Annotated in this window: 24 protein-coding genes; 10 read left to right on the top strand and 14 right to left on the bottom strand. The window is 51.5% G+C overall.

Annotated features, from left to right (window positions below; all coding sequences use genetic code 11):
• Positions 1 to 44: 44 nt before the first annotated feature.
• Positions 45 to 1,013, bottom strand: coding sequence for an aldo/keto reductase (locus LI114_RS10980; RefSeq protein ID WP_227220679.1), 969 nt, complete (start codon positions 1,011 to 1,013; stop codon positions 45 to 47).
• Positions 1,014 to 1,170: 157 nt separating this feature from the next.
• Between LI114_RS10980 and ylxM the strand changes: the two genes are divergently transcribed.
• The 9 genes from ylxM (at position 1,171) to LI114_RS10940 (ending at position 9,587) form a co-directional block, all read left to right on the top strand.
• Positions 1,171 to 1,641 (top strand): YlxM family DNA-binding protein, encoded by a 471-nt coding sequence (ylxM, locus tag LI114_RS10975; protein ID WP_227220677.1) that lies wholly within the window; start codon positions 1,171 to 1,173, stop codon positions 1,639 to 1,641.
• 18 nt (positions 1,642 to 1,659) lie between these two features.
• Positions 1,660 to 3,033 carry a signal recognition particle protein gene (gene ffh, locus LI114_RS10970; RefSeq protein WP_022128419.1) on the top strand — a complete coding sequence of 458 codons (1,374 nt, stop codon included), beginning with the start codon at positions 1,660 to 1,662 and terminating at the stop codon, positions 3,031 to 3,033.
• Between the two features lie 58 nt (positions 3,034 to 3,091).
• A complete protein-coding gene (gene rpsP / locus LI114_RS10965; RefSeq protein ID WP_022128418.1) occupies positions 3,092 to 3,334 on the top strand; it encodes a 30S ribosomal protein S16 in 243 nt (80 codons plus the stop codon).
• Positions 3,335 to 3,394: 60 nt separating this feature from the next.
• Complete coding sequence (locus tag LI114_RS10960; protein WP_022128417.1) at positions 3,395 to 3,628, top strand: KH domain-containing protein; 234 nt, start codon at positions 3,395 to 3,397, stop codon at positions 3,626 to 3,628.
• Between the two features lie 61 nt (positions 3,629 to 3,689).
• A complete protein-coding gene (locus LI114_RS14185; RefSeq protein ID WP_264468290.1) occupies positions 3,690 to 4,058 on the top strand; it encodes a sulfite exporter TauE/SafE family protein in 369 nt (122 codons plus the stop codon).
• Positions 4,059 to 4,068: 10 nt separating this feature from the next.
• A complete protein-coding gene (locus LI114_RS14180) occupies positions 4,069 to 4,431 on the top strand; it encodes a TSUP family transporter (protein ID WP_264468289.1) in 363 nt (120 codons plus the stop codon).
• A 384-nt stretch (positions 4,432 to 4,815) separates the two neighbouring features.
• Complete coding sequence (locus tag LI114_RS10950) at positions 4,816 to 5,601, top strand: sporulation initiation factor Spo0A C-terminal domain-containing protein (RefSeq protein ID WP_227220676.1); 786 nt, start codon at positions 4,816 to 4,818, stop codon at positions 5,599 to 5,601.
• A gap of 115 nt (positions 5,602 to 5,716) precedes the next feature.
• Positions 5,717 to 7,090 (top strand): TrpB-like pyridoxal phosphate-dependent enzyme, encoded by a 1,374-nt coding sequence (locus LI114_RS10945; RefSeq protein WP_227220674.1) that lies wholly within the window; start codon positions 5,717 to 5,719, stop codon positions 7,088 to 7,090.
• A gap of 157 nt (positions 7,091 to 7,247) precedes the next feature.
• Positions 7,248 to 9,587, top strand: a complete 2,340-nt coding sequence (locus tag LI114_RS10940; RefSeq protein ID WP_227220671.1) for an ATP-dependent Clp protease ATP-binding subunit — start codon at positions 7,248 to 7,250, stop codon at positions 9,585 to 9,587.
• Between the two features lie 49 nt (positions 9,588 to 9,636).
• Here the strand turns inward: LI114_RS10940 and LI114_RS10935 are convergent, their stop codons facing one another.
• From LI114_RS10935 to LI114_RS10885, 11 genes are all read right to left on the bottom strand, one after another.
• Entirely contained in the window at positions 9,637 to 11,316 is a 1,680-nt protein-coding gene (locus LI114_RS10935; protein ID WP_227220670.1) for a [FeFe] hydrogenase, group A, read from the bottom strand.
• 2 nt (positions 11,317 to 11,318) lie between these two features.
• The gene (gene nuoF, locus LI114_RS10930; protein ID WP_022128408.1) at positions 11,319 to 13,211 is read right to left on the bottom strand and encodes an NADH-quinone oxidoreductase subunit NuoF; all 1,893 of its coding nucleotides are present in this window, start codon (positions 13,209 to 13,211) and stop codon (positions 11,319 to 11,321) included.
• On the bottom strand, positions 13,211 to 13,693 hold the full coding sequence (locus tag LI114_RS10925; protein WP_022128407.1) for a complex I 24 kDa subunit family protein: 483 nt from the start codon (positions 13,691 to 13,693) through the stop codon (positions 13,211 to 13,213). The genes nuoF and LI114_RS10925 overlap by 1 nt, the downstream gene beginning before the upstream one ends.
• A 294-nt stretch (positions 13,694 to 13,987) precedes the next feature.
• A complete protein-coding gene (gene rplA / locus LI114_RS10920; RefSeq protein ID WP_264468288.1) occupies positions 13,988 to 14,683 on the bottom strand; it encodes a 50S ribosomal protein L1 in 696 nt (231 codons plus the stop codon).
• An 89-nt stretch (positions 14,684 to 14,772) separates the two neighbouring features.
• Positions 14,773 to 15,198 (bottom strand): 50S ribosomal protein L11, encoded by a 426-nt coding sequence (gene rplK / locus LI114_RS10915; protein WP_227220668.1) that lies wholly within the window; start codon positions 15,196 to 15,198, stop codon positions 14,773 to 14,775.
• Positions 15,199 to 15,308: 110 nt separating this feature from the next.
• The gene (gene nusG / locus LI114_RS10910; RefSeq protein WP_022128404.1) at positions 15,309 to 15,836 is read right to left on the bottom strand and encodes a transcription termination/antitermination protein NusG; all 528 of its coding nucleotides are present in this window, start codon (positions 15,834 to 15,836) and stop codon (positions 15,309 to 15,311) included.
• Positions 15,837 to 15,885: 49 nt separating this feature from the next.
• Entirely contained in the window at positions 15,886 to 16,149 is a 264-nt protein-coding gene (gene secE, locus LI114_RS10905) for a preprotein translocase subunit SecE (RefSeq protein ID WP_227220667.1), read from the bottom strand.
• Positions 16,150 to 16,169: 20 nt separating this feature from the next.
• Positions 16,170 to 16,319 (bottom strand): 50S ribosomal protein L33, encoded by a 150-nt coding sequence (gene rpmG / locus LI114_RS10900; protein WP_002848320.1) that lies wholly within the window; start codon positions 16,317 to 16,319, stop codon positions 16,170 to 16,172.
• A 238-nt stretch (positions 16,320 to 16,557) separates the two neighbouring features.
• Positions 16,558 to 17,793, bottom strand: coding sequence for a hypothetical protein (locus tag LI114_RS10895; RefSeq protein WP_227220666.1), 1,236 nt, complete (start codon positions 17,791 to 17,793; stop codon positions 16,558 to 16,560).
• 135 nt (positions 17,794 to 17,928) lie between these two features.
• Positions 17,929 to 19,689, bottom strand: a complete 1,761-nt coding sequence (locus LI114_RS10890; RefSeq protein WP_227220665.1) for an ABC transporter ATP-binding protein — start codon at positions 19,687 to 19,689, stop codon at positions 17,929 to 17,931.
• Positions 19,682 to 21,421, bottom strand: a complete 1,740-nt coding sequence (locus tag LI114_RS10885; RefSeq protein ID WP_227220664.1) for an ABC transporter ATP-binding protein — start codon at positions 21,419 to 21,421, stop codon at positions 19,682 to 19,684. The genes LI114_RS10890 and LI114_RS10885 overlap by 8 nt, the downstream gene beginning before the upstream one ends.
• A gap of 95 nt (positions 21,422 to 21,516) precedes the next feature.
• Here LI114_RS10885 and LI114_RS10880 point away from each other — a divergent pair, with 95 nt between their 5' ends.
• Entirely contained in the window at positions 21,517 to 22,056 is a 540-nt protein-coding gene (locus LI114_RS10880; protein ID WP_227220663.1) for a phosphatase PAP2 family protein, read from the top strand.
• Here the strand turns inward: LI114_RS10880 and LI114_RS10875 are convergent.
• A complete protein-coding gene (locus tag LI114_RS10875) occupies positions 22,045 to 22,446 on the bottom strand; it encodes a hypothetical protein (RefSeq protein WP_227220662.1) in 402 nt (133 codons plus the stop codon). The genes LI114_RS10880 and LI114_RS10875 overlap by 12 nt on opposite strands.
• Positions 22,447 to 22,781: 335 nt before the next feature.
• Positions 22,782 to 23,264, bottom strand: coding sequence for a hypothetical protein (locus LI114_RS10870; protein ID WP_227220661.1), 483 nt, complete (start codon positions 23,262 to 23,264; stop codon positions 22,782 to 22,784).
• Positions 23,265 to 23,558 lie beyond the last annotated feature (294 nt).

The following is a 23,558-nucleotide window of genomic DNA, read 5'->3' as shown; positions in this document are numbered from 1 at the left end:
GTACGTTTTCGGGCGTACAGCTTTTCATTTTAATATTCAAATTTTCATATGATGTTCTCGAGGAACGCAATAGTCTTGTAATCAAATTTCAGATCCTGCGCCTGCATATTCTCCTTTATCTGCCAATCTTTTGAAGCGGCGAAAACCGAGCTTACGAAGAAAGGCTGGCTGTTGAGGTAGCCCAGCGGGATAACTGCGGCGGGTATGTTTTCCTGCATACTCAGCTGTTTTACGCGGGCAAGGCGTGCAAGATTCGCGGTGCTGGTAAACTGACCTTCGGGCAGATTCTTCATCGACTCGCCGCGCGCCAGCTTCGCAAAAAAGCCCTTTGCCTGCGGGCAGTAAGCCATCACTGGGAACTGGTTGCGCTGGTACCATTTGAACTCGCGCAGGTTCATGCAGACCACGGTAGGGTCGCCGAAAGTATCGGTGCTGCTGTGCGCCAAGCTGTAATTTATCTGGCTGACGCGGAAAGGCTCCATGCCGTTTTCCAGCGCGAATTTATTGGCAGCCTCGATCCTGGCAGCCGTCCAGTTTGAAGCGCCGAGAAAGCGCGCTCTGCCGCTGCGGTAAAAATCATTAAGTATCGGCATTATCTCTTCAACAGGTATGCGCTCATCGTCGCGGTGAACGAAATACACGTCGATATGGTCTGTACCCAGCACTTCGAGCGAGCGTGAAATATCGTACTCAAGCTCAGCGCGTGAAAGGCGCGAACGCTCCATCTCGCCGATCGGCGGGTGGCCGCCCTTTGTACAAAGGATAATGTCATCGCGGTTGCCGCGGGCGCGCATCCATCTGCCAATAACGCCCTCGGAGGAATCAAGCCCCTCCTCAAGCCACGAACAGTATACGCGCGCGGTGTCGATGCACCTGCCGCCGCATTTATAAAATGTATCGAGCAGCTCGAAATAAACTTCGTCTGAATCGCTGCGCTCGAAACTTGCCGTGCCAAAAGAGAGCGCCGGCAGCTTTAAGGAGTCTTTTTCATTCTTGATCTCAAATTCCAACATAAATAATCCTAACCCCCATCAAATCCTTCTACTCATACTTATACCATTTAACACTTTATATAATATGAATAATCATACCATATATTTATAGCTGTTTTCAATGCAAATTGTAAATTTTTTTGGAGTTTTTGCAAAAACGCTTGACAAGGCGTTTCACTTGATATATAATATAATTCGTGATGTAAAGAGATCAAACTTTACATACTTTTTCGGAAAGGGGCTTGGCGCAGATATGGAAATGGCAAAAAATTTGCAGATGGGCGTGCTGCTTGATATTTACGGCGCGCTGCTTACCGAGCGCCAGCGCGAGATGATGGATCTTTATTACAACGACGACCTCTCGCTTTCCGAAATAGCCGAGCAGTACGAGATCTCGCGGCAGGGTGTGCACGACGCGCTGAAACGCAGCGAGGAAACTCTGCGGCACTACGATAACGCACTGGGGCTGGCGGCGGCTCAGCAGCAGCAGAAAGATCAGCTGCTGGAATTCAAGTCGCAGGCACTGGAGGCGCTTGATGAATGCCGCAAGGTGACGTTTGGCAAAAACATAGCCGAAAAGGTGATAGCGCTGCTCGAAAATCTCGACAGTAAACTCGAAGAGTACGAAAATTCGGACTACAACGAATAAAGACAGGAGGCGCGGCAGATGGCATTCGAGGGACTTTCAGAAAAACTCGGAGGAGTATTCAAAAAGCTTAAATCGCGCGGAAAGCTTACCGAAGCAGACGTAAAGACTGCCATGCGCGAAGTCAAGATGGCGCTTCTCGAGGCTGACGTAAGCTACAAAGTAGTTAAAGATTTTGTAAATAAAGTTACCGAGCGCAGCGTGGGAGAAGAGGTCTTAAGCAGCCTTACCCCCGCTCAGCAGGTCATCAAGATAGTAAACGAAGAGCTGATAGCGCTGATGGGCGACGGCAACGCGAAGATAAATTTTCCGAACAAGCCGCCCTGCGTTATAATGATGTGCGGATTGCAGGGTGCAGGCAAGACCACCCACGCCGCGAAGCTCGCGAAATATTTTAAAAATAAAGAGATGAAAAGACCGCTGCTCATCGCCGCCGACGTTTACCGCCCCGCGGCTATCGAACAGCTGAAAGTAGTAGGCGCTAAGGCGGAAGTCCCCGTTTTCGAGATGGGTCAGATAGACCCGCGCAAGATAGTAAAAGAGGGTCTGAAACACGCGAGCGACTACGGCAACGACCTTGTTATCATCGACACCGCAGGCCGTTTGCATATCGACGAAGAGCTTATGCAGGAGCTTGTGGATATAAAGAAGATCGCGCAGCCTAACGAAATAATGCTAGTAGTAGACGCGATGATCGGTCAGGACGCTGTAAAGGTAGCCTCCAGCTTCGACGAAGCGCTCGGCATCGACAGCGTGCTGCTGACAAAACTCGACTCTGACACGCGCGGCGGCGCGGCGCTCTCCGTACTTTCCGTAACGGGTAAGCCGATAAAGTTCGTCGGAATGGGCGAAAAGCTGGACGATTTCGAGAAATTCCACCCCGAGCGCATGGCTTCGAGAATACTCGGCATGGGCGATATGCTCACCCTCATCGAGCGCGCGACATCCGCCATCGACCACGACGACGCAGAACGCATGGCGAAAAAGATGCAGGAGAGCGGCTTCGACATGGAAGACCTGTTGGAGAACATGGAGCAGATACACAAAATGGGCTCTATGCGCTCGATAATCAAGCTTATCCCCGGCGCTTCGCAGGTAACCGACGAGCAGGTTGAGCAGGGCGAAGTACAGCTCAAAAAGACGAAAGCCATGATACAGTCGATGACAAAAGCCGAGCGCGCAAAGCCCTCGCTCATCGACCCCAAGCGCAAGCGCAGGATAGCGGCGGGCAGCGGCACGCAGGTTTCCGACGTGAACCAGCTGCTGAGGCAGTTCGACCAGATGCAGAAGATGATGAAGCAATTCGGTCTGGGCGGAAAAAATCTGCACGGCAAGAAAGCGCGCATGAATCGCGCGGGAATGTTAAAGCTCATGGGCGGTATGCCTAAGAAATAAGATTTGAACCGCTTTGCGGCTTAAATACAAAAAGTATGATGATGGAGGTGAATTTAAAATGGCAGTAAAGATCAGACTGAGAAGAATGGGCGCTAAGAAAGCTCCTTTTTACAGAATAGTTGTTGCTGATTCCAGATACCCCAGAGATGGACGTTTCATCGAGGAGATCGGCTACTATGATCCTACCAAGGATCCTATCGTTCTCAAGCTTGACGACGAGAAGGTAAAGACCTGGATCGCTAACGGCGCACAGCCTACCGACAGAGTAAAGGCTCTGCTGAAGAAGAACGGAACTATCTGATAGCCCCAAACCCTTTCGCCGGCAGCAGTCGGCGAATTATTTTGAAAGGAACGGTATCGCATGGAAGAACTACTCAAAACCATAGCCTGCGAGCTGGTAGAAAATAAAGACGCTGTAAGCGTTTCCGTTGATCCCGAAAATGAAGAGGGCGTTATCGTTTACCACCTGCACGTTGCCGAAAACGACATGGGCAGAGTTATCGGAAAGCAGGGCAGGATCGCCAAAGCTATCCGCGTGGTAATGAGAGCGGGCGCTTCGCGCATCGACCAGAAGATAATGGTCGAGATCGACTAAGCAGATCACGATAAGTATAAAAATATCACCTTTGGCAATAATAGCTAGAGGTGATTTTTTTATGCGGAAAATATTCACGGCGCAGACTTTGCGGGCGGTACTCGCGGGGGCGGCGGGCGGCGCGGCGAACGGCTTTTTCGGCTCAGGCGGCGGACTGCTGAGCGTGCCCGCGCTGGAAAGCGGCGGATTGGAAACGAAAAAAGCGCACGCGACCTCCCTCGCGATAATGCTTCCGCTGAGCGTTGTCAGCGCGGCGGTGTACATGAAAAACGGCAGCCTTGACCTGCGAGAAGCGGCGAGATACCTGCCGGGCGGATTGGCAGGGGTGATCGTCGGTTCGGCGGCGCTGAAAAAGGCATCTCCCCTGCTGGTCAAACGGCTATTCGCGGCGGTGATGATATATTTCGGCGTGCGCATGATAATTAGGTGAGGTGCGGAAAATGGCGGTTACGGCGGTAGCATTTTTGGCGGGAATGGCAGCGGCGATGGGGCTGGGCGGCGGCTCGTTTCTGATAATATATCTGACAGTGTTTGCGGGTGTGAGTCAGCAGGCGGCACAAGGCATAAATCTGGTTTTCTTCATACCCGCGGCGGCGTGCGCGGTGGGGCTTCACACCCGAAACAGACTGGTAGACTGGAAAAGCGCGCTCCACGCCATGCTCGCAGGCGCGGTGACGGCGATAATATCGGCAAATATCGCGATGAAGATTGACGGAGATATATCAAGAAAGCTGTTTGGAGCATTTGTGCTGATAATGGGAATGAAAATGCTCTCTGAAAAGCCGAAAAGTAGGGATATATAATCTCATATGGTATTTGGCAAGCTATCAGATACCATATGTGGTATTTTATATATATCTTGATATATATTTTGATATTCAGGGCAGAATATATCGGGATATATGTTTGTAAAATCTGTGTTTATATATATTTACACGCATTTTACATATCAAATATATGCTGCAAATATCAATTTATATCGACTGGAAAATACAGTAACGTCGAAAATTCAGCATATTGCACAAGAAATCAGCAACTTTTGTGATTATTTTATGTTCCGTGCGATGATTTATTGGTGAACACATTGACACCGAAGTCAAAGATATATATAATAGTTTATGGATTTAACCCATTAAACTTTTAAACACGCTTTGTATTTGTCAACAATTCTAGGGGGAAGTTTGAAAATGGTCGAGATGAAAGCGCTGTTATGCAGCAAAAGTGAAAACATGAGAAAACTGGCTGATATGCTAACTAAAAATGGCGTAAGTGTTAAGGTATGTCCCGCAGAACCGCTGGATATATTGCAGGAATGTATGACGCAGCCGCCATTCGCCGTTCTGATAGAGGAGGGGGCGTTTGAATACCGCGAGCTGGTGCGCAAAATATCTGCGCAGAGCGCTATTACAAAGGTATATATACTTTGCGACCCGTTCACGCCATATTTCGATATACATAGCGAATGTAAAGATATATATTACATCGACAATATGTATAAGCACACAGATATATTGGCAAAGCTGAAATACAGCGCTGTGGATATAGTCAAAAAAGATTATATATCGCGCGAAACGCTGTATCAAACAGCGGATAATATAGTGCATACCGCGCTCAATGAGCTATGTTTTACTGCGAATTACACGGGTTCGGCATATTTGCAGAGCTCGCTGGTGGCGCTGTGTCTTTCAGACCTCAAACATTCCGATAGTATGTGCAAGACGATATATCCGTATATCGCAGACCAGTTCGACGTATCTACCGCGAGCGTGGAGCGCAGCATACGCACGGTGATAAAGCGCTGCTGGAACAATTCGAGCGATGAGGCGCACGTCAAATATTTCGGATTCATCTACTCGAAAGACCGCGGCGTGCCGACCAACCGCGAATTTATCATGATACTCGCCGACTCGCTGATACGCGAGATGCAGCGAATGACCTCGGCTTACAAAGTAAACTCGATGTCAGCGATATAAATATTATAAATTTTTGGGCAATATATTGACAAAACAGTTAACAGTATGGTATAATTGATATAATAGAGCGCTTGATGCAAGGCTTTATTATGTAATTTAACGATTGGAGATTGTTATGGAAAAAAATATTCCCTACAAGACTTACCTTGATGAGTCTGAAATGCCGAAGCAATGGTACAACCTGCGCTCGGACATGAAAAACAAGCCCGCTCCCCTGCTCAACCCCGGCACGCTCAAGCCGATGACCGCCGAAGAGCTTTCGGTAGTTTTCTGCGACGAGCTGGTAAAACAGGAACTGGACGACACCACCCCCTACTTCGATATTCCCAAGGAAATACTCGAGTTTTACAAGATGTACCGCCCCTCGCCGCTGGTGCGCGCTTACTGCCTTGAAAAAGCGCTCGGCACGCCCGCGAAGATATACTACAAATTTGAGGGCAACAACACATCAGGCAGCCACAAGCTCAACAGCGCCATCGCGCAGGCCTACTACGCTAAAAAGCAGGGTCTGAAAGGTGTAACGACCGAAACGGGCGCGGGTCAGTGGGGCACGGCTCTTTCTATGGCGTGCGCGTACCTCGGCCTCGACTGCAAAGTTTACATGGTAAAATGCTCCTACGAGCAAAAGCCTTTCCGCCGCGAAGTTATGAGGACATACGGCGCTTCTGTAACGCCCTCGCCCTCTGACACCACGAACGTAGGCAGAAAGATACTCGCCGAGCACCCAGGCACTACGGGAAGCCTAGGCTGCGCTATCTCGGAAGCAGTTGAGACCGCAACCGGCAGCGAAGGCTACCGCTACGTTCTCGGCTCGGTGCTTTCACAGGTAGTTCTGCACCAGTCGATTATCGGTCTGGAGTCGAAAAAAGCGTTTGAAAAGATCGGCGTGAAACCCGACGTTATAATCGGCTGCGCGGGCGGCGGCTCAAACCTCGGCGGACTTATCGCGCCTTTCATGGGCGAAAAGCTGCGCGGCGAAGCTGACTACGAATTCATCGCAGTAGAGCCTGCATCCTGCCCGAGCCTTACCCGCGGCAAGTACGCTTACGACTTCTGCGACACGGGAATGGTTTGCCCGCTCGCGAAAATGTACACACTCGGCAGCGGATTTATCCCCTCGGCAAACCATGCAGGCGGACTTAGATACCACGGCATGAGCTCGATACTCTCGCAGCTTTACGATGACAAGCTGATGACCGCAAGATCGGTAGAGCAGACGCGCGTTTTCGCGGCGGCTGAGCAGTTCGCGCGCGTAGAGGGCATACTTCCCGCCCCCGAGAGCAGTCACGCTATCCGTGTTGCCATCGACGAAGCGCTGAAGTGCAAGGAAACTGGCGAAGAAAAGACGATATTCTTCGGTCTGACCGGCACGGGCTACTTCGACATGGTAGCATATCAGAAGTTCAACGACGGCGAAATGAGTGACTACATACCCACCGACGACGACCTTGCGGCAGGATTTGCGGGTCTGCCTAAGGTAGATCTCTGATAGACCAATTTCTAATAGTACAAAAATCCGGACTCTTGCCTTTCGTAGGCGAGGGTCTGTTTTTGTATAAAGTGATTTTTTCGCCGCCCGCTGCATAGGATAGTAAGTACAGTCAATTATATTGGTGGAACTTTTTTTGAAAAGGAGAGCTGATACTATGGCAGGCTTTGAAATGTCGGGCTTTACGCCCAAAGCGCGCGAGATAACGCAGATGGCGGCTGAGTGCGCGGGCGCTTGGGGACACACATATGTCGGCAGCGAGCACCTGCTGCTTGCAATGACGCGGCTGAGCGGCTGCACCGCTTCGCAGATACTCAAAAAACACGGCGTTAACCTCAAAAAGACCGAGGACCGTCTGGAATACATCATCGGGCGCGGCACACCCTGCCGCATGACGGAAAACGACCTCACCCCATCGTGCGTGACGATACTCAGCGGCGCGGCGAAGCTTGCGGGGGGCTTTGGCACATCGCCCTGCGGCAGCGAATTTATCCTCGCAGCGATGCTGAAACAGGGGCGCTGCTGCGCGGTGAGAATGCTCAAAAGCATGGGCGTGAACCTCAACAAAATGCACGCCGACTGCGTGGGCGGCAGCGAACTTATCGCCGACGCTTGCGATTCAAAAGTGAAGCTGAAATACCTCGAGCAGTTCGGGCGTGAGCTGACGACGCGCGCCGCCTGCATGGGCTTCGACCCGCTGATAGGGCGCGAGGAGGAATTGCAGCGCACCGCCGAGATACTATGCCGCCGCCGCAAGAACAACCCCTGCTTGGTCGGCGAAGCGGGTGTCGGCAAGACCGCCATCGCGGAGGGTCTGGCGCACAGGATAATGTACGGCGAAGTGCCGCGCCAACTGGTCGGCAAACGCATTTTCGAGCTTGACCTCACCAGCCTGCTGGCGGGCGCGAAATACCGTGGCGACTTTGAAGAGCGGCTGAAAAACTGCATCGAGGAAGCCGTCAGCGCGGGCAACGTTATACTTTTCATCGACGAGCTGCACAACATAATGGGCGCGGGCGCGGCGGAGGGCGCTATCGACGCAGCGAACATCTTGAAGCCGTCGCTGGCGCGCGGGCAGCTTAAAATAATCGGCGCGACGACATTCGCCGAGTACCGCAAGACCATCGAGAAAGACGGCGCAGTAGACAGGCGTTTTCAGCGCGTGAACATCGAAGAGCCGAGCGAGGAGGAAACGGAGAAGATACTTTTCGGTCTGCGCGAGCGTTACGCGGCGCACCACGGCGTTGACATCGGCGATGAGGAGATCAGGCTGGCGGTGCGGTTGGCGGGCAGGTATGTAAACGATCAGCATTTTCCCGACAAAGCCATCGACCTGCTTGACGAAGCCTGCGCTATGACGGCGGCGGAGCTTTGCGGCGAGCGTGCGGACAACAAGCGCATTTTTGAGGACTACATCGCGGGGCGCGCCAGCCGCGAGGAGTATCTTGCCGCGGCGGCTGAGGAGCTGCACCGCCCTGCCCTATCGCAGAGCGCGATATGCAAAGTAATCTCCCGCCGAACAGGTATCCCGTGCGGCGAGCTGACAAAGGACGAAAGCGAGCGACTGATGCACCTGGAAGAAGAGATCGAGGGCGAGGTTTTCGGACAAAGCGCGGCGGTGGAGCAGGTGTGCGCGGCGGTTCGGCGGCTGCGGCTGGGGCTGAGCGGCAAAGAGCGCCCCGCGGGGAGCTTCATTTTCATGGGCAGCAGCGGCGTCGGCAAGACCCTGCTCGCAAAAACTCTCGCCGAAAAGCTCTTCCTGCGCGAAGATTCGCTGATAAAGCTCGATATGTCGGAGTACATGGAGCGGCACAGCGTTTCGGGGCTGATCGGCGCGCCGCCGGGGTACGTCGGCTTCGAGGAGGGCGGCAAGCTGACCGAGCAGGTGCGGCGCAAGCCATACTCAGTGGTGCTTTTTGACGAGATCGAAAAGGCGCACCCCGACATTTTCAACCTGCTGCTGCAAATTTTGGAGGACGGCTGCCTTACCGACTCGGCGGGACGCAAGGTCAGCTTCGCGAACACGTTCATCATTATGACGACCAACGCGGGCGTTAAGGAGCTGGAAAACCGTCACACCGTCGGCTTCGGCGAGCGTGCGGGCGAGGGCGTATCGCAGGCTTGCATGGCTGAGCTGAAAAAGCTGCTCTCGCCCGAGCTGCTCGGCAGGATCGACGAGATAATAACTTTCCGCCCGCTGGACAAAACTTCGCTGACGCAGGCGGCGGAAAGAGAGCTTTGCCTGCTGCAATCGCGCTTGCTTACCATCGGCTGTACCATGAGCTATTCTGCCGAATGCCCCGCCGCGGTCGCGGACGAATGTATGACGAGCGTCAGCAAAAGCGGCAGCGTTCAGGCGCGCGACGTGCGCAGGATAATCCGCCGCATCGCCGAAAACTCCATCAGCGATATGATCTTGCAGACAGGCTGCCGCGAGTACGCGCTGGTCTGCGAAGATGGCAGGCTGAAAGCCCGCGCAGTTCAATTTTCTGCATAAAAAATAAGGCGAGCCGTACTTTGCGTACAGCCCGCCTTTAGTTATGCTGTCATTTTACATAATTTACATGAAGCAGTTCGTGAGTTCTGCCCTTGAGTATGCCCTCGTAAAGCTCTTTCATCAGCGGATTTTCCTCTGAGAATTTCAGCGTGCAGAGCTTGTCGGCGGCGTAGAGGTTGTCGCCGCGCTTGTGCTTCTCGGTCGCGGTGGCTATTGGCTGTCCGCCGCCGCCGATACAGCCGTTCGGACAAGCCATTACCTCTATCAGATGGTATTTCTCGCCATTTTTGATGCGTTCCATAACTTTCGCGACGTTGCCCAGACCGTTCACAACGCAGATCTTCAGCGTGGTATCGTCGGCGAGGATCTCGTACTCCTTGATGCCGTCAAATCCGCGAACGCCCTCGAAAGCGAGGTTGCGCAGAGAAGCGAGCGATTTATCGGGAGAAACGCGACGGATAACGGCTTCTGTAACGCCGCCCGTAACGCCGAATATCACGCCCGAACCGGTCATAGTGCCGAAAGGCAGATCTACCGCCTCCGGCTCGAGGTCGGCGAAAACTATGCCCGCCTGCTTTATCATCTTTACCAATTCCTGTGTGGTAATGACGTAATCAACGTAAGGCTTGCCGTTTTCATCCTTAAACTCATCGCGCGCCGCCTCCATCTTCTTAGCCGTGCAGGGCATTACCGCCGCAGAAAGCAGGCGCTTGCCGCAGTCTTTGTACTGCTCGGCGATGACGGAAGCGAACATCTGCATCGGCGAGCGGCAGCTCGAAATGTTCGGCAGATAGTCGGGGTACTCGTTCTCGGCGTACTTTATCCAGGCGGGGCAGCAGCTTGTGAACATGGGGAAAGGCCCGCCCTTTTCGAGGCGCTCGATAAATTCGTTCGATTCCTCCATTACCGTCAGGTCGGCGGCGGTAGAGGTGTCGAAAACGAGGTCGAAGCCTATGCGGCGGAGCGCAGCGGTTATCTTGCCCATAACGTTCTCGCCCTTGTAGCCAAATTCCTTGGCGACGGCGACGCGAACGGCGGGGGCTACCTGCGCGATGGCGAGGGTATCGGGGTCGTTCAGCTCGTTCCAAAGCTTGTGAGCGTCGTCCTTTATAACGATCGCAGCGGTGGGACATACCGCGGCGCACTGTCCGCATCCAACGCAGTTAGATTCGCCGATGGGCTTATCGAAAGCGCAGGCGACCTTCATCTTGCTGCCGCGGAAAGCGAAATCTATCGCGCCGACATTCTGCACCTCGTTGCACATTCTTACGCAGTCGCCGCAGAGTATGCACTTGTTGGCGTCGCGGGTTATCGAGAGCGAAGAATCGTCGATGTCGGGTTCAGACTTAGGATTATTAAAGCGCACGCGGTGTATATCGAAGCGCGCGGCGAGTTCCTGAAGCTTGCAAGTGCCGTTTTTATCGCAGGTGGTGCAGTCGCGGCAGTGGTTTGAAAGCAGCAGCTCCAGTATCATTTTGCGGTATTTTCTAAGGCGCGGGGTGTTGGTCTTTATTTCCATACCCGCGCGCGGCGGCGTAGAGCAGGCAGCCTCCATGCCGCCCCATTTGTTCTCTACCATGCACATACGGCAGGCTCCGTAAACGGAAAGCTCTGAGTAGTAGCAGAAAGTCGGCAGGTCTATGCCCGCCTTGCGTATCAGCTCAAGCAGATTCTTTTCGCCCTCTATAGCTATGGGAGTGCCGTCTATAATCATAAAATTGCTGTTCATTTTCAGACCTCCTTAACTGCTTTGAAGTTGCACGACGTTATGCACGCTCCGCACTTTATGCACTTCGCGGTGTCGATGTGGAACGGGCTTCTTATCTCTCCGCTTATCGCGCCTACGGGGCAGGCTCTCGCGCACTTCGAGCAGCCCTTGCAGATGTCGGGGTCTATCTGATAAGTTACCAGCTTCTTGCAGTTTCCGGCGGGACATTTCTTATCGTAAACGTGCGCCTCATACTCGCTGCGGAAGTTCTTTATCGTGGAAACTACGGGGCTTGCGGCGCTCTTGCCGAGTCCGCAGAGCGCGGTGGATTTGATGGTGTCGGCAAGCTCGAGCAGCGTTTCTATATCGCCGTCCTCACCGTTGCCCGCAACTATTTTCTCCAGTATTTCCAGCATTCTCTTTGTGCCCTCTCGGCAGGGTACGCATTTGCCGCAGGATTCGTTCTGAGTGAAGTTCATGAAAAATCTCGCGACTTCTACCATGCAGCTGCTCTCGTCCATTACTACAAGTCCGCCCGAGCCTATCATAGCACCGACCTTTTTCAGCGAGTCGAAGTCAAGCGAAATATCGAGGTTATCGGTAACAAGGCATCCGCCCGAAGGGCCGCCTATCTGCACAGCCTTAAATTGCTTTCCGCCGCGGATACCGCCGCCAACGTCGAAGATTATCTCGCGCAGGGTCGTGCCCATAGGCACTTCTATCAGACCGGTGTTGTTGATATTTCCCGTCAGCGCGAAAGCCTTAGTTCCGGGCGAATTTTCAGGGCCTATCGACTTGTACCACTTAGCGCCCTTTAGGATTATCTGGGGCACATTGGCAAATGTTTCTACGTTATTGAGCACGGTGGGCTTCTCAAAAAGTCCCTTTTCTACCGTTCTCGGCGGCTTTACACGCGGCATACCGCGCTTGCCCTCTATCGAGGCGGTAAGTGCCGAACCCTCGCCGCAGACGAAAGCGCCCGCGCCGCGGTTGATGTGCATATGGAAGCAGAAGTCAGTGCCGAGAATGTTATCGCCCAGCAGACCGAACTCCTCGGCTTCCTTGATAGCGTTTTGCAGACGCGAAACAGCCAGCGGGTACTCAGCGCGAACGTAAATGTAGCCGTCGCGCGCGCCAGTAGCTATACCGCCGATTATCATTCCTTCGAGCAGACGGTGGGGGTCGCCCTCCATGATGGAGCGATCCATGAACGCTCCGGGGTCACCCTCGTCGCCATTACAGACTACATACTTTACAGGCTCTGGCTGGCGTGCTACCTGCACCCATTTTTTGCCGAGCGGGAAACCTCCGCCGCCTCTGCCGCGCAGGTTAGATTCGAGCATTTCGTTAAGTATGTCCTCGTGGCTCATGTCAAAAAGCGCCTTTTCCACCGCGCGGTATCCGCCGATGGCGAGATACTCCTTGATAGAGGTCGCGTCGATGTGGCCGCAGTGCTCAAGCACTATGCGCGATTGCATCTTATAAAAAGGTATCTCTTCCTGCTGTTTGTAGATAACGCCGTTCTGCTTGTACGCAAGACGGTCTATGTACTCGTCGCCGATGATGGTCTTTTCCACGATCTCCTCGCAGTCCTCGACCTTGACTTTTGTGTAAAGCAGTCCGCCCGGCTCGATGCGCACCAGCGGACCCATTTCGCAGAAGCCGTGGCAGCCGCTGCGCTTTACGCCTACCGAGCCTTTGTGAAAATCGGCATCGTGCGGCTCGTCAGCCAGCGAAACTACGCAGTCTACGCCCTTTTCTTTCAGCAGCTCGATGAGCCTTGCGTAAATTTTGAGCGAACCGCCCGCAACGCAGCCCGTGCCCGCGCAGATGAGTATCTTTTTCTTCTGAGCGTCCACAGCGTTTTTATAAAGATCTCTGAACTCGTCAAGAGCATTTCTGTCTTTAAGCAGCATTATTTCTCCTCCTTTAATTCTTTGAGCAGCGCCGCCGCCTTATCGGGCGTCATTTCGGGGTGAACGACGTCGTTTACGGTGAGTACGGGCGCAAGTCCGCAAGCGCCGAGGCATGAAACCGTTTCCAGCGTAAAGGTCAGATCGTCGGTGGTGTGCTTCGACTCGTTCAGACCCAGCTCGTCGCGCAGGTAAGTGAGTATCGGTATCGACTTTCTTACATGGCAGGCAGTTCCGTCACAAACCTTGATGACGTACTTACCCTTCGGCTCGAGCGAGAAATTCTCGTAAAAGGTTGCTACGCTGTAAATTCTTGCCTCGCTGGTGTTGAGCTTTTTAGCGAGGTAGGGGAAGATCTGCGGGGGCAGATAGCGGTATATCTCCTGAATATCCTGCAAAATAGCGATCACAGCGGTAGGCTCGTGTCTTTCAAGGATCTCGTCGATCTTTGAAAAATCGAAATCCGTGTTTTTTTCGTTAGACATTATTTATCCTCCTGACTGGACAATTTTTGTATAAAGTACACTAAAAAAGTGCAAATTATTTGCAATTTCCGTGAGTATTATACTTTAATTATATACCACATATCGCTTTTTGTCAACTGCTTTTTTGCATATGCCATATACATTTTACTATATGCTTATCTAAATGACACAGAGTATTTTGTGCATAATCGTTAATATTCGAGCCACAAGTTGTGCATAGTAAACAAACGTGCAAACAAAAAAGAGCCGCCGAATTTCTTCGACAGCTCTTGAAAAAATATTCAGTAATTAGAATTATGCGCCGTACTTAGCAGTGTTTACCTTGATACCAACGCCCATGGTAGAAGCTACTACCACGCTCTTGAGGTACTGACCCTTAGCAGCCGCAGGCTTAGCCTTTACGATAGCTTCCATAAGGGTGTTGAAGTTCTCCTCAAGCTTTTCAGCTCCGAAAGAAGCCTTGCCGATGGGGCAGTGAATGATGTTGGTCTTGTCAAGACGATACTCGATCTTACCTGCCTTAGCCTCGGTAACAGCCTTAGCTACGTCAGGGGTAACAGTACCTGCCTTGGGGTTAGGCATAAGTCCGCGAGGTCCGAGGATCTTACCAAGACGTCCAACTACGCCCATCATGTCGGGTGAAGCGATAACTACGTCAAAGTCCATCCAGCCTTCTTTAGCGATCTTATCTACATAATCCATACCGCCGTAGTACTCAGCGCCGGCAGCCTTAGCAGCCTCGAACTTGTCTTCCTTGCAGAATACAAGAACTCTTACCTTCTTACCGGTACCGTTGGGCAGTACAACTGCGCCTCTTACCTGCTGGTCAGCGTGACGAGAGTCAACGCCCAGACGGATATGAGCCTCTATTGTTTCATCAAATTTAGCCTTTGCGCCGCTGGCTGCAAGCTCGAGAGCAGCAGGAGCGTCATAAAGCTTCGACTTATCAACAGCCTTTGCACTGTCAACATATTTCTTGCCGTGTTTCATTATAAATCCTCCTTGTTAGTGGTCATGACGGAGCTCAGCGCTCATTTTTCAGAGCCTGATCCTCCCACCTTCTTGCCTCGATGGCTGTATCAGTCTTTTACTACAACGCCCATCGAACGGCAGGTACCTGCGATCATGCTCATTGCAGACTCAACGTTAGCTGCGTTGAGGTCGGGCATTTTCTGCTCTGCAATGCTCTGGATCTGCTCTTTAGTAATAGTAGCGACCTTAGTCTTGTTAGGTTCGCCGGAGCCGGATTCGATCTTGCAGGCCTTCTTGATAAGAACAGCCGCAGGCGGAGTCTTTGTGATAAACGAGAAAGAACGGTCAGCGTAAACTGTGATAACAACAGGGATGATAAGACCCATGTCGTTCTTAGTTCTCTCGTTAAAGTCCTTTGTGAATGCCATGATGTTTACACCGTGCTGACCCAGAGCAGGACCAACAGGGGGAGCAGGAGTTGCCTTTCCTGCCGGGATCTGAAGCTTAATCAAGCCTACTACCTTTTGTGCCATCTTATTCGCACCTCCATAAAATTGTGGTAAGGCGAGCTGTGCGATCAACTCTCCCACTTGTCACAGTTTCGTACATAAAAACTGCGTTTTTTCCTTTGAATGTTAAAAGCTTAATCCTCTGCCTTGATCTGTGAGATGGGCAGGCTTACGGGTGTTTCTCTGCCGAACATCGAAACTACTACCTCTACGGTCTGAGCCTCGAGGTCTATGCTCGAAACAACGCCTGTAAAGCCCTCGAAAGAGCCTGTGGTAACTACCACGTTATCGCCCACGCTGTAATCTACCTCTACAGTCATAGCGCCTGTTTCTACTCCCAGAGCCTCTACCTCTTTATCGCTGAGGGGCACAGGCTTTGATCCGGGGCCTACGAAACCGGTAACGCCGCGGGTGTTTCTTACAACGTACCACGAATCATCGGTCATGACCATTTTCACGAGCACATAGCTGGGGAAAAGCTTTCTTTCTGCCTCGACCTTTTTCGCTTCCTTTACCTCGGTATAGCTTTCCATAGGTATCCTTATCTCGCAGATAAGGTCGTGCAGTTTACGGTTTTCTACTACCTTTTCAATATTCTGTTTCACCTTGTTCTCATAACCCGAATAGGTGTGGATCACATACCACTTTGCGTTATCAGCCATTTGTATCTTCCTCCCAAAACATTGAAGCTGTGAAAACCTTCCGTGCGGCTTACTTGCCGCCTATCGACAGCAGAGCGTTCATGCCCGCCATCAGCGCGGTGTCTATACCGAAAAGGAACAGACCAACTACTACCATTACACCTATTACGATGCCGGTATTGTTGACTACCTTAGCCTTATCGGGCCAGACAACCTTTTTGATCTCAGATTTCAGATCTCTGAAATACTTTTTGATGCCGCCTTTTTTAGTTTTTTTGGCGGAGTCTTTCTTAGAAGACTTGACCTCTTTCTTGGAATCAGCTTTCTTAGACATTAACAAAAGCCCCTTTCCAATTACTTGGTCTCTTTGTGAAGAGTATGCTTCTTGCAGAACTTGCAGTATTTGTTCATTTCAAGTCTGTCAGGGTCATTCTTCTTGTTCTTCTTAGTGTTGTAGTTTCTCTGCTTGCACTCTGTGCACGCGAGGGTGATCTTAACTCTCATGTTCGGCACCTCCTGACGAAATTTACACCCCGCCGAGAACAAAAGCCGGGTGCGGTCTGCCTCCCTCATACGCATTATGCGCAGGCTTTTCGCTATTAAAAAGCCCTGAGGTAACTTATGATTTTCACGCAAAAGAGCGCAAAAAAATATACCTCATAAAGAGGTATATTTATTATAGCATATTAAATTGCCCTTGTCAAGCACATTTATGAACGCAATGTAAATTTTGCGTACAAGCTTACTTATCCTTGTTCTGGTCTTTCAGCTTGTTCTGCTCTTCTTCCATCATCTTCATAAGCTGTGCGAGAGCTGCATTTGCGTCCTGACGAGGTGCGGCGGGACGGTTCGCGGGTCTGTGCTGTGCGGGTCTGCGTGCGCCTGCGGGACGTGCGCCGTGCTGAGGAGGTCTCTTTCTCGGCGGCTGACCGTTTGCGGGGCGAGGTCTGCGTGCAGGCTCGGGCTTCTTTTCAGGAGCGGGCGCGGGTGCAGGCTCTTCTGCGGGAGCTTCCTGCGGCTCTTCCTTAGTGGTAACTGCCTCGTCGATCATCTTAGATGCGCGCTCGTAATAAGTGGGGTCGATCTCGGGCTTAGCTTCCACGGCAGGCTCTTCTGCGGGGGCTTCCTGCTGAACAGGCGCGGGAGCGGGCTCTTCGGTCTGTACAGGCTGAACGGGCTGTGCCGGCTCTTCATAAACAGGCTCTTCCACAGGCTGCTCAGGCTCTTCGTAAACGGGAGCGGGACGCTCAGTTTTGCGCATCATGGAAGCGTACTTATCCTCAAACTCTTCCTGATATGTATCCTTAGGCTTTTCAGATGTGTAAACTTCGTCGTTTTCACCGCCGTAGAGGAAATCGTCTAGGGTAACGTTCTCATCGCCTTCGTCATCGTAATCCTCATCGTCGTCATCATAATCATCGTCGTTAGAGCGGCGTGCGATAGCCATTATCAGCTCGATAACTACGAGCAGCACCAGCGGAGCGGCTATGCAGATAGCCATGCCGAAAGGCGTTGCCACGAAGGAGATTATCTTGCCCGCGGTCATGTAATAGCTGGTAGCTATGCCGATAATATCATCGCTCTTGAGGTCGTAATGCTTATCGGGGGCGCTGTTCTGGTAAACTGTGTAAACTACGCCGTCTACCGTATCGCCCTTAGAGCTTACGTCCAGCAGCCAGCCCACGGTAGTGCCTTCGCCTCCTACGTTTTTGCAAAGCACTGCGTAACCCGTCTTATCGGGTGAGGGCACGCCCTCCGCCGCGATAACGAGCGAATTTTTCGGCGAGTCTGGCGCCATGTTGTCGCTGTCCATCAGGTAGAAGCTGTATCCGCCGATAGTAACTACCGAATCCTCGTTTTTAAAGAGCTTTGAAAGTCCGAAAACTATCAAGCCTTCCAGTATTATGAAAACGATAAAAAATATCGCAACATTTTTAGCAGCCGAAGATTTTTTCTGCTTTGTCTGTGATCTGCTCATCTTTCTTTACCATTCCTTCCAAAATTTTATCTCTGATACGCATACTTTCCATATGCGCACCATATACACAAGTCTATTATAGCACACTTCAAAACAAATTTCAACACTTTTTTATAATTCGCCGCAAATTTTTTCTCAGCTCTCAAACTGCGAATTGTAAAGCTTAGCATAAAAGCCTTCTTTCGCCATAAGTTCGCCGTGAGTTCCCTGCTCTACTATATGGCCCGCATTCATTACCAGAATACAGTCGGCTTCCTTTATCGTGGATAAGCGGTGAGCGATTATGAAGCTCGTTCTGCCCTCCATCATCTTGTTGAAAGTTTTCTGAATGAGTATCTCGGTACGGGTATCTATCGAGGAGGTCGCCTCGTCGAGTATCAGCATCGGCGGCAGTGCGAGCATTACGCGCGCAATGCAAAGAAGCTGTTTTTGACCTGCCGAAAGCGTTCCGCCGTCCTCAGTTATCACGGTGTCGTAGCCGTTTTCAAGTCTGCGGATAAAGCCGTCGCAGTAAGCCGCTTTCGCTGCCGCTTCCACGTCCTTGAACTCCGCGTCGGGGCGGGCGTAGCTGATGTTTTCGCGTATAGTGCCTGTTTTCAGCCAAGTGTCCTGCAATACCATGCCGTATACCGAGCGCAGCGAGTCGCGCGTGCAGCTCTTTATCGGCAGACCGCTTACCGAAATGCTGCCCTTGTCCGCATCGTAAAAGCGCATGAGCAGATTTATAAAGGTAGTCTTGCCGCAGCCCGTAGGGCCGACTATCGCGATGCGCTGACCGGGCTTTACGTCAAGGTTAAATTCCTCAATGAGCGGAACTTTCGGGTCGTAAGAGAAGTACACGTTTTCTGCGTGCATAGTGCCGTCCACCTCGGTAAGCACATGAGCGTCCTCCGCGTCGGGTATCTCCTGCGGCTCGTCGATAAGCTCGAATACGCGCTTTGCACAAGCGAGCGCGCCCTGAAGCTCGGTGATAACGCCCGAGATCTCGTTGAAAGGTTTGGTGTACTGGTTAGCGTAGGTGAGGAAGCAGGAGAGCATACCTACCGAAAAATGTCCGCCGATAACGGATATAGCGCCGACTATGCCTACCGCCGCGTATACAAGACCGTTTATAAAGCGGGTAACGGGGTTGGTCATAGATGAGAAGAATATCGCGCTTACGCTTACGTCGCTCAGGCGCTGATTTACTTCGCCGAAGCCTTCCTCAGCCTCGTCCTCGTGGGCGAAAGCTTTCACCGTTTTCTGGTTGCCCGTCATTTCCTCAACGAACGCCGTCAGCTCGCCGCGCACCTGCGACTGCTGTTTGAAAAATTTAAAAGTATTGTTAGCGATGTAGCGCGCCGCGAAAAGCGAGATCGGCGTGAGCACTACCACTATAAGGGTTATCTTCACGTTTATCGAGAGCATAAAGCCCAGCGTGCCGACAATTGTAACAACGCCCGTGAAAAGCTGAGCGAAGCCCATTATCAAGCCGTCTGAGATCTGCTCGATGTCTGAGATAAGTCGGCTGATTATATCGCCTTTGGGGTGAGAGTCGATGTATCTCAGCGGCAGACGGTTCAGGTTCGCGAAAGCGTCGTTTCGCAGGTCTTTTACCGCCGAGAAAGCTGTTTTGTTGGTGCAGAGCGTCATTGCGTACTGTGAGAGCGCTACTATAACGATAGTGACCGCGAATTTCACCAGCAGCGGTTTCAGCCCTGCGAAATCTACCTTGCCGGGGGCGATTATAAGGTCTACCGCATGACCCGTTAGTATAGGCGCGTAAAGGGTAGCCGCTACGTTTATGACTGCGAGCACCAGCGCCGCTGTAAGCTCTTTTCTGTATGGTTTAAGATAGCGGAGAAGCGGCTTTACCGCCGAAGCGCTGCCCTGCTGCTTTACGGGTAACTTAGCCATTTTTCTTCGCCTCCTCTGCTGTAAGCTGCGACATACAGATCTCCTTGTAAACTTCGCAGTTGTCAAAAAGCTCTTCGTGCGTGCCGATGCCTGCCATTCTGCCGTCGTCTAGCACTATTATCTTATCCGCGTTGCGTATGGAAGATACGCGCTGCGAAACTATGAACACCGTCATGCCCTCGGTCTTTTGCGCGATGGCTTTTCTCAGCGCCGCGTCGGTAGCGAGGTCGAGAGCGGAGGCGCTGTCGTCGAGAATGAGTATCTCTGGATTGCCTACCAGCGCGCGGGCTATCGTAAGGCGCTGTTTCTGACCGCCTGAAAGGTTTCTGCCGCCCTGTTCAAGCTCGTAATCGAGCCCCTTCGGCTTTTGCGAAACGAAGTCGAGAGCCTGCGCTATATCGAGGGCTTTCATTATCTCTTCATCGGCAGCGTTTTTATCGCGCCACTGCATATTCTCGCGGATAGTGCCTTTGAAAAGCACAGCCTTCTGCGGAACTATGCCCACCATAGCGCGCAGCTGCTCAAAAGGATAATCTTTTACGTTCACGCCGCCCGCGAGCACCTCGCCGCCCGTAACGTCGTAAAAGCGGGGAATAAGGTTCACAAGCGTAGATTTTCCGCAGCCTGTACCGCCGATAACGCCGATAGTTTCGCCGCGCGCCGCAGTGAAGTTTATATCGTCGAGCGAGTCGCGCTCAGAGCTTACATAGCTGAACTTCACGTTTCTGAATTCTACTGCGGGAGCTTCTGCATTTTCGGTGATGTGCTTGCTGCCCTCGTCGGTGAGCGAAGAGGACTTATCGAATATCTCAAGTATTCTCAGCGAGGAAGCCTGCGCCTTGGTAAGAGTCTGTATCAGCTCGGCAAGGCGGATAAGCGAAAGCAGTATCTGCGTCATGTAGTTTACAAGCGCGATGACCTCGCCCTGAGTGATGCCGCCGTGGTCTACGCTGATACCGCCGCACCATATGATAAGCATAGTGGCGATATTGACTATAACGTATGTCAGCGGGCTCATCACAGCGGAAACTTTTCCCGCGCCTACCTGCATTATCTGAAGCGCTTCGGTTTCCATTCGGAAGTCCTTCTCCTCGTCGTTTTGACGCGAGAAAGCGCGGATAACTCTAACGCCCGCGATGTTTTCGCCCGTGAGAAGGGTCGTCTTATCCAGCTTTTTCTGTATCTTCTTGTACATCGGCACAGTGCGGTGCATAACGTACCAGATCACCGCGCAGAGCAGGGGTATGGAAGCTAAAAAGATGAGAGTCAGCTTTACCGAGATGGAGAGCGCCATTATAACAGCGCCGATAACGATAAAAGGCGCGCGCAGGAAAAGGCGCAGAAGCATATTAACGCCCGTCTGCGCGGTGTTGATGTCAACTGTCATGCGCGTTACCAGAGTGGAGCTTCCTATTTTATCTATCTCGGCGTGCGAGAAGGTGTTTATGTGGCGGAAAAGGTCGTTTCTCAGCTCAGTGCCAAAGCCTACCGCTGCTTTTGCCGCGAAATACTGCGCTGTGAGCGATGCGGCAAGACCCAGCACGCCGAGCATCACCAGCACGCCGCACATACGGTAGATGTACGGCTTATCGGAATTTTTGATACCTATGTCGATGATGTTCGCCATAACTATCGGCACTATCAGCTCAAATATAGCTTCGAGGAATTTGCCGAGCGGGCCGAGAATGCTCTCTATCTTATAATTTTTCAGATAGCGAAATAATTTCACCATTTTATTACATATCTCCTTTGAAGATTATTGTTGACATTATTGACTTATTTGCGCGGCATGTGTTATAATATAACAAACACCGGAGGTAAACTTTTATGAACAGTATAACTCAGCTTGACCTCAGCCTGCTGGAAGCGCTGCAAAGACTTCACTGCAAGGCGCTGAACGTATTTTTCGGCGCTTTCACCTATATGGGCGAGGCGGGCGTTTTTTGGATACTCGCGGGCATCGTGATGCTCTTTTTCGCAAAACGCCGCCGCGCAGGCTGCACGGTGCTCACCGCCCTGCTTCTCGAGCTTTTGCTGAATGAACATCTTGTAAAAAAGCTGATCCGACGTCCAAGACCATTCACCTTACAGCCCGCGCTCGACACCGTGATACCGCACCCCTGCAGCTTTTCGTTCCCCTCGGGGCACACCGCAAGCTCTTTCGCCGCGGCCACCGCCATTTTCATGTACGATAAAAAGCTGGGCACGGCGGCGTACATCGTCGCGGCGCTTATCGGCTTTTCGCGCAACTATTTCGGCGTGCACTACCCTACCGACGTGCTTGCGGGCGCGCTTTTTGGCGTGCTGATAGGTTTGCTGGCTTTCGCCATAGTAAAAGGTGTAAGCAGGCTTTTCTCAAGGCGCTGAATTTTCCGACGTATCAGCCTTATCGACGTCAACGTTTATCATAATACCCACCTTAGCAAGAAAGCGGGCGAGCGTGTGCTTATCCAGTTGGAAAAGCCCCGTTTCGCCCGTTACTTTTTCATAAGCCACCCGCTTGAACTTCACATAAGCTTCGCTGTAATCAGCCGACATATACACCAGCGCGAGAATGTACTCGTTCTTCACAGCGTAATAATTGACGGGCGTGAGCTTCATGACGCTCTGCGGGTCGCGCTGCATATCGGCGGCAAGCTCGTCCAAGTCGGTATCGACAAGGCTTATCTTGCGGCATTTCAGCTCGCGAACGTGCTTTTCGAGCGCAGTTTCAGTACTGCCGCCCTTTTTCTTTTTAAAGATACCGAATATCGACATACCCGCCGCCCCTTTTGCATGAACATATTTAGTTTATTATATCACCATACTGTCACAAAATCAAGGAATGTTATGTGAACAATATATTTCCTGCAAAAAAAGCGCACGACCGTAAAAAGCCGTGCGCTGAAATTTTAGGCAATACCGCACAACTATTGTGTGCAGATCGCGTCGTCAGATTTTTCGTCAGATTGCCTAAAGCCGACGACGCTTAACTCGCGTTAAGCTAGGAGGTTTTGGGTGATATGACGGAAAATTGTTTTGGCTTCGCAAAAACGCAAGCAAGATGTGCACAAAGCCGCTAGGCGGTAGTTGTGCGGTGTTGCCTTTATAGCTTAATCGAGCTTGCCGCCGCAGATCTCGCAGAAGCCGCCCTCTTTCTGCTTATTGCCGCAATGCTGGCAGGTGTGGAACTGCTGAGCCTGCGCGTTCTGATAAGGGTTCTGCCGGTAGTTATTCTGCTGATAATAGCCCTGCTGACCGTACTGGTTGTACTGACCCTGACCATACTGGTTGTACCGGTTCTGATTAGGGTCATACTGATTTTGGTACTGATTATACTGATTGGGATTTTGATACTGGCTGAACCGGTTGTACGGGTTGTAAGAATTCTTCTTATTGTTTATCAGAATAAGCGAGATAGCAAGACCGATAAGTCCCAACAGCCATGTCAGCAGGAAGTACGGTGCGAATGAAAGCCCCGCTGCCTTAGCCTTATTGCCGATAACTATGCCAACAACTATCCATACCAATATCCTTACAAGTTGTATAGATGAATACGCTATGCTGCCGTCAGCCAATATTGCTGAAATATCCATGAAAACTTCCTCCTATAATTTTCTGTAATATTATTATACATTATAAAAGAAAAAATGTCAATAGAGTAATCCGCGCGCGTATTTATAAAAATAGCACAATTTGCATTGTTGATAACGCAAATTTCATTGTGCAAGTATACAAAGTGAATTTTTTTTGCAAAAAAGTGTTGACATATGCGGGATCTTAGTGTATAATATATCATGTTGTGAAACACAAGCAACGAAAACCTAAGAAATATGGAAGCTTAGCTCAGCTGGGAGAGCATCTGCCTTACAAGCAGAGGGTCATAGGTT

It is taken from the genome of Ruminococcus sp. 210702-SL.1.03 (genome assembly GCF_020559915.1).
Taxonomy (GTDB): domain Bacteria; phylum Bacillota; class Clostridia; order Oscillospirales; family Ruminococcaceae; genus YE71.
This window is presented reverse-complemented; position numbering and strand designations above follow the sequence as displayed.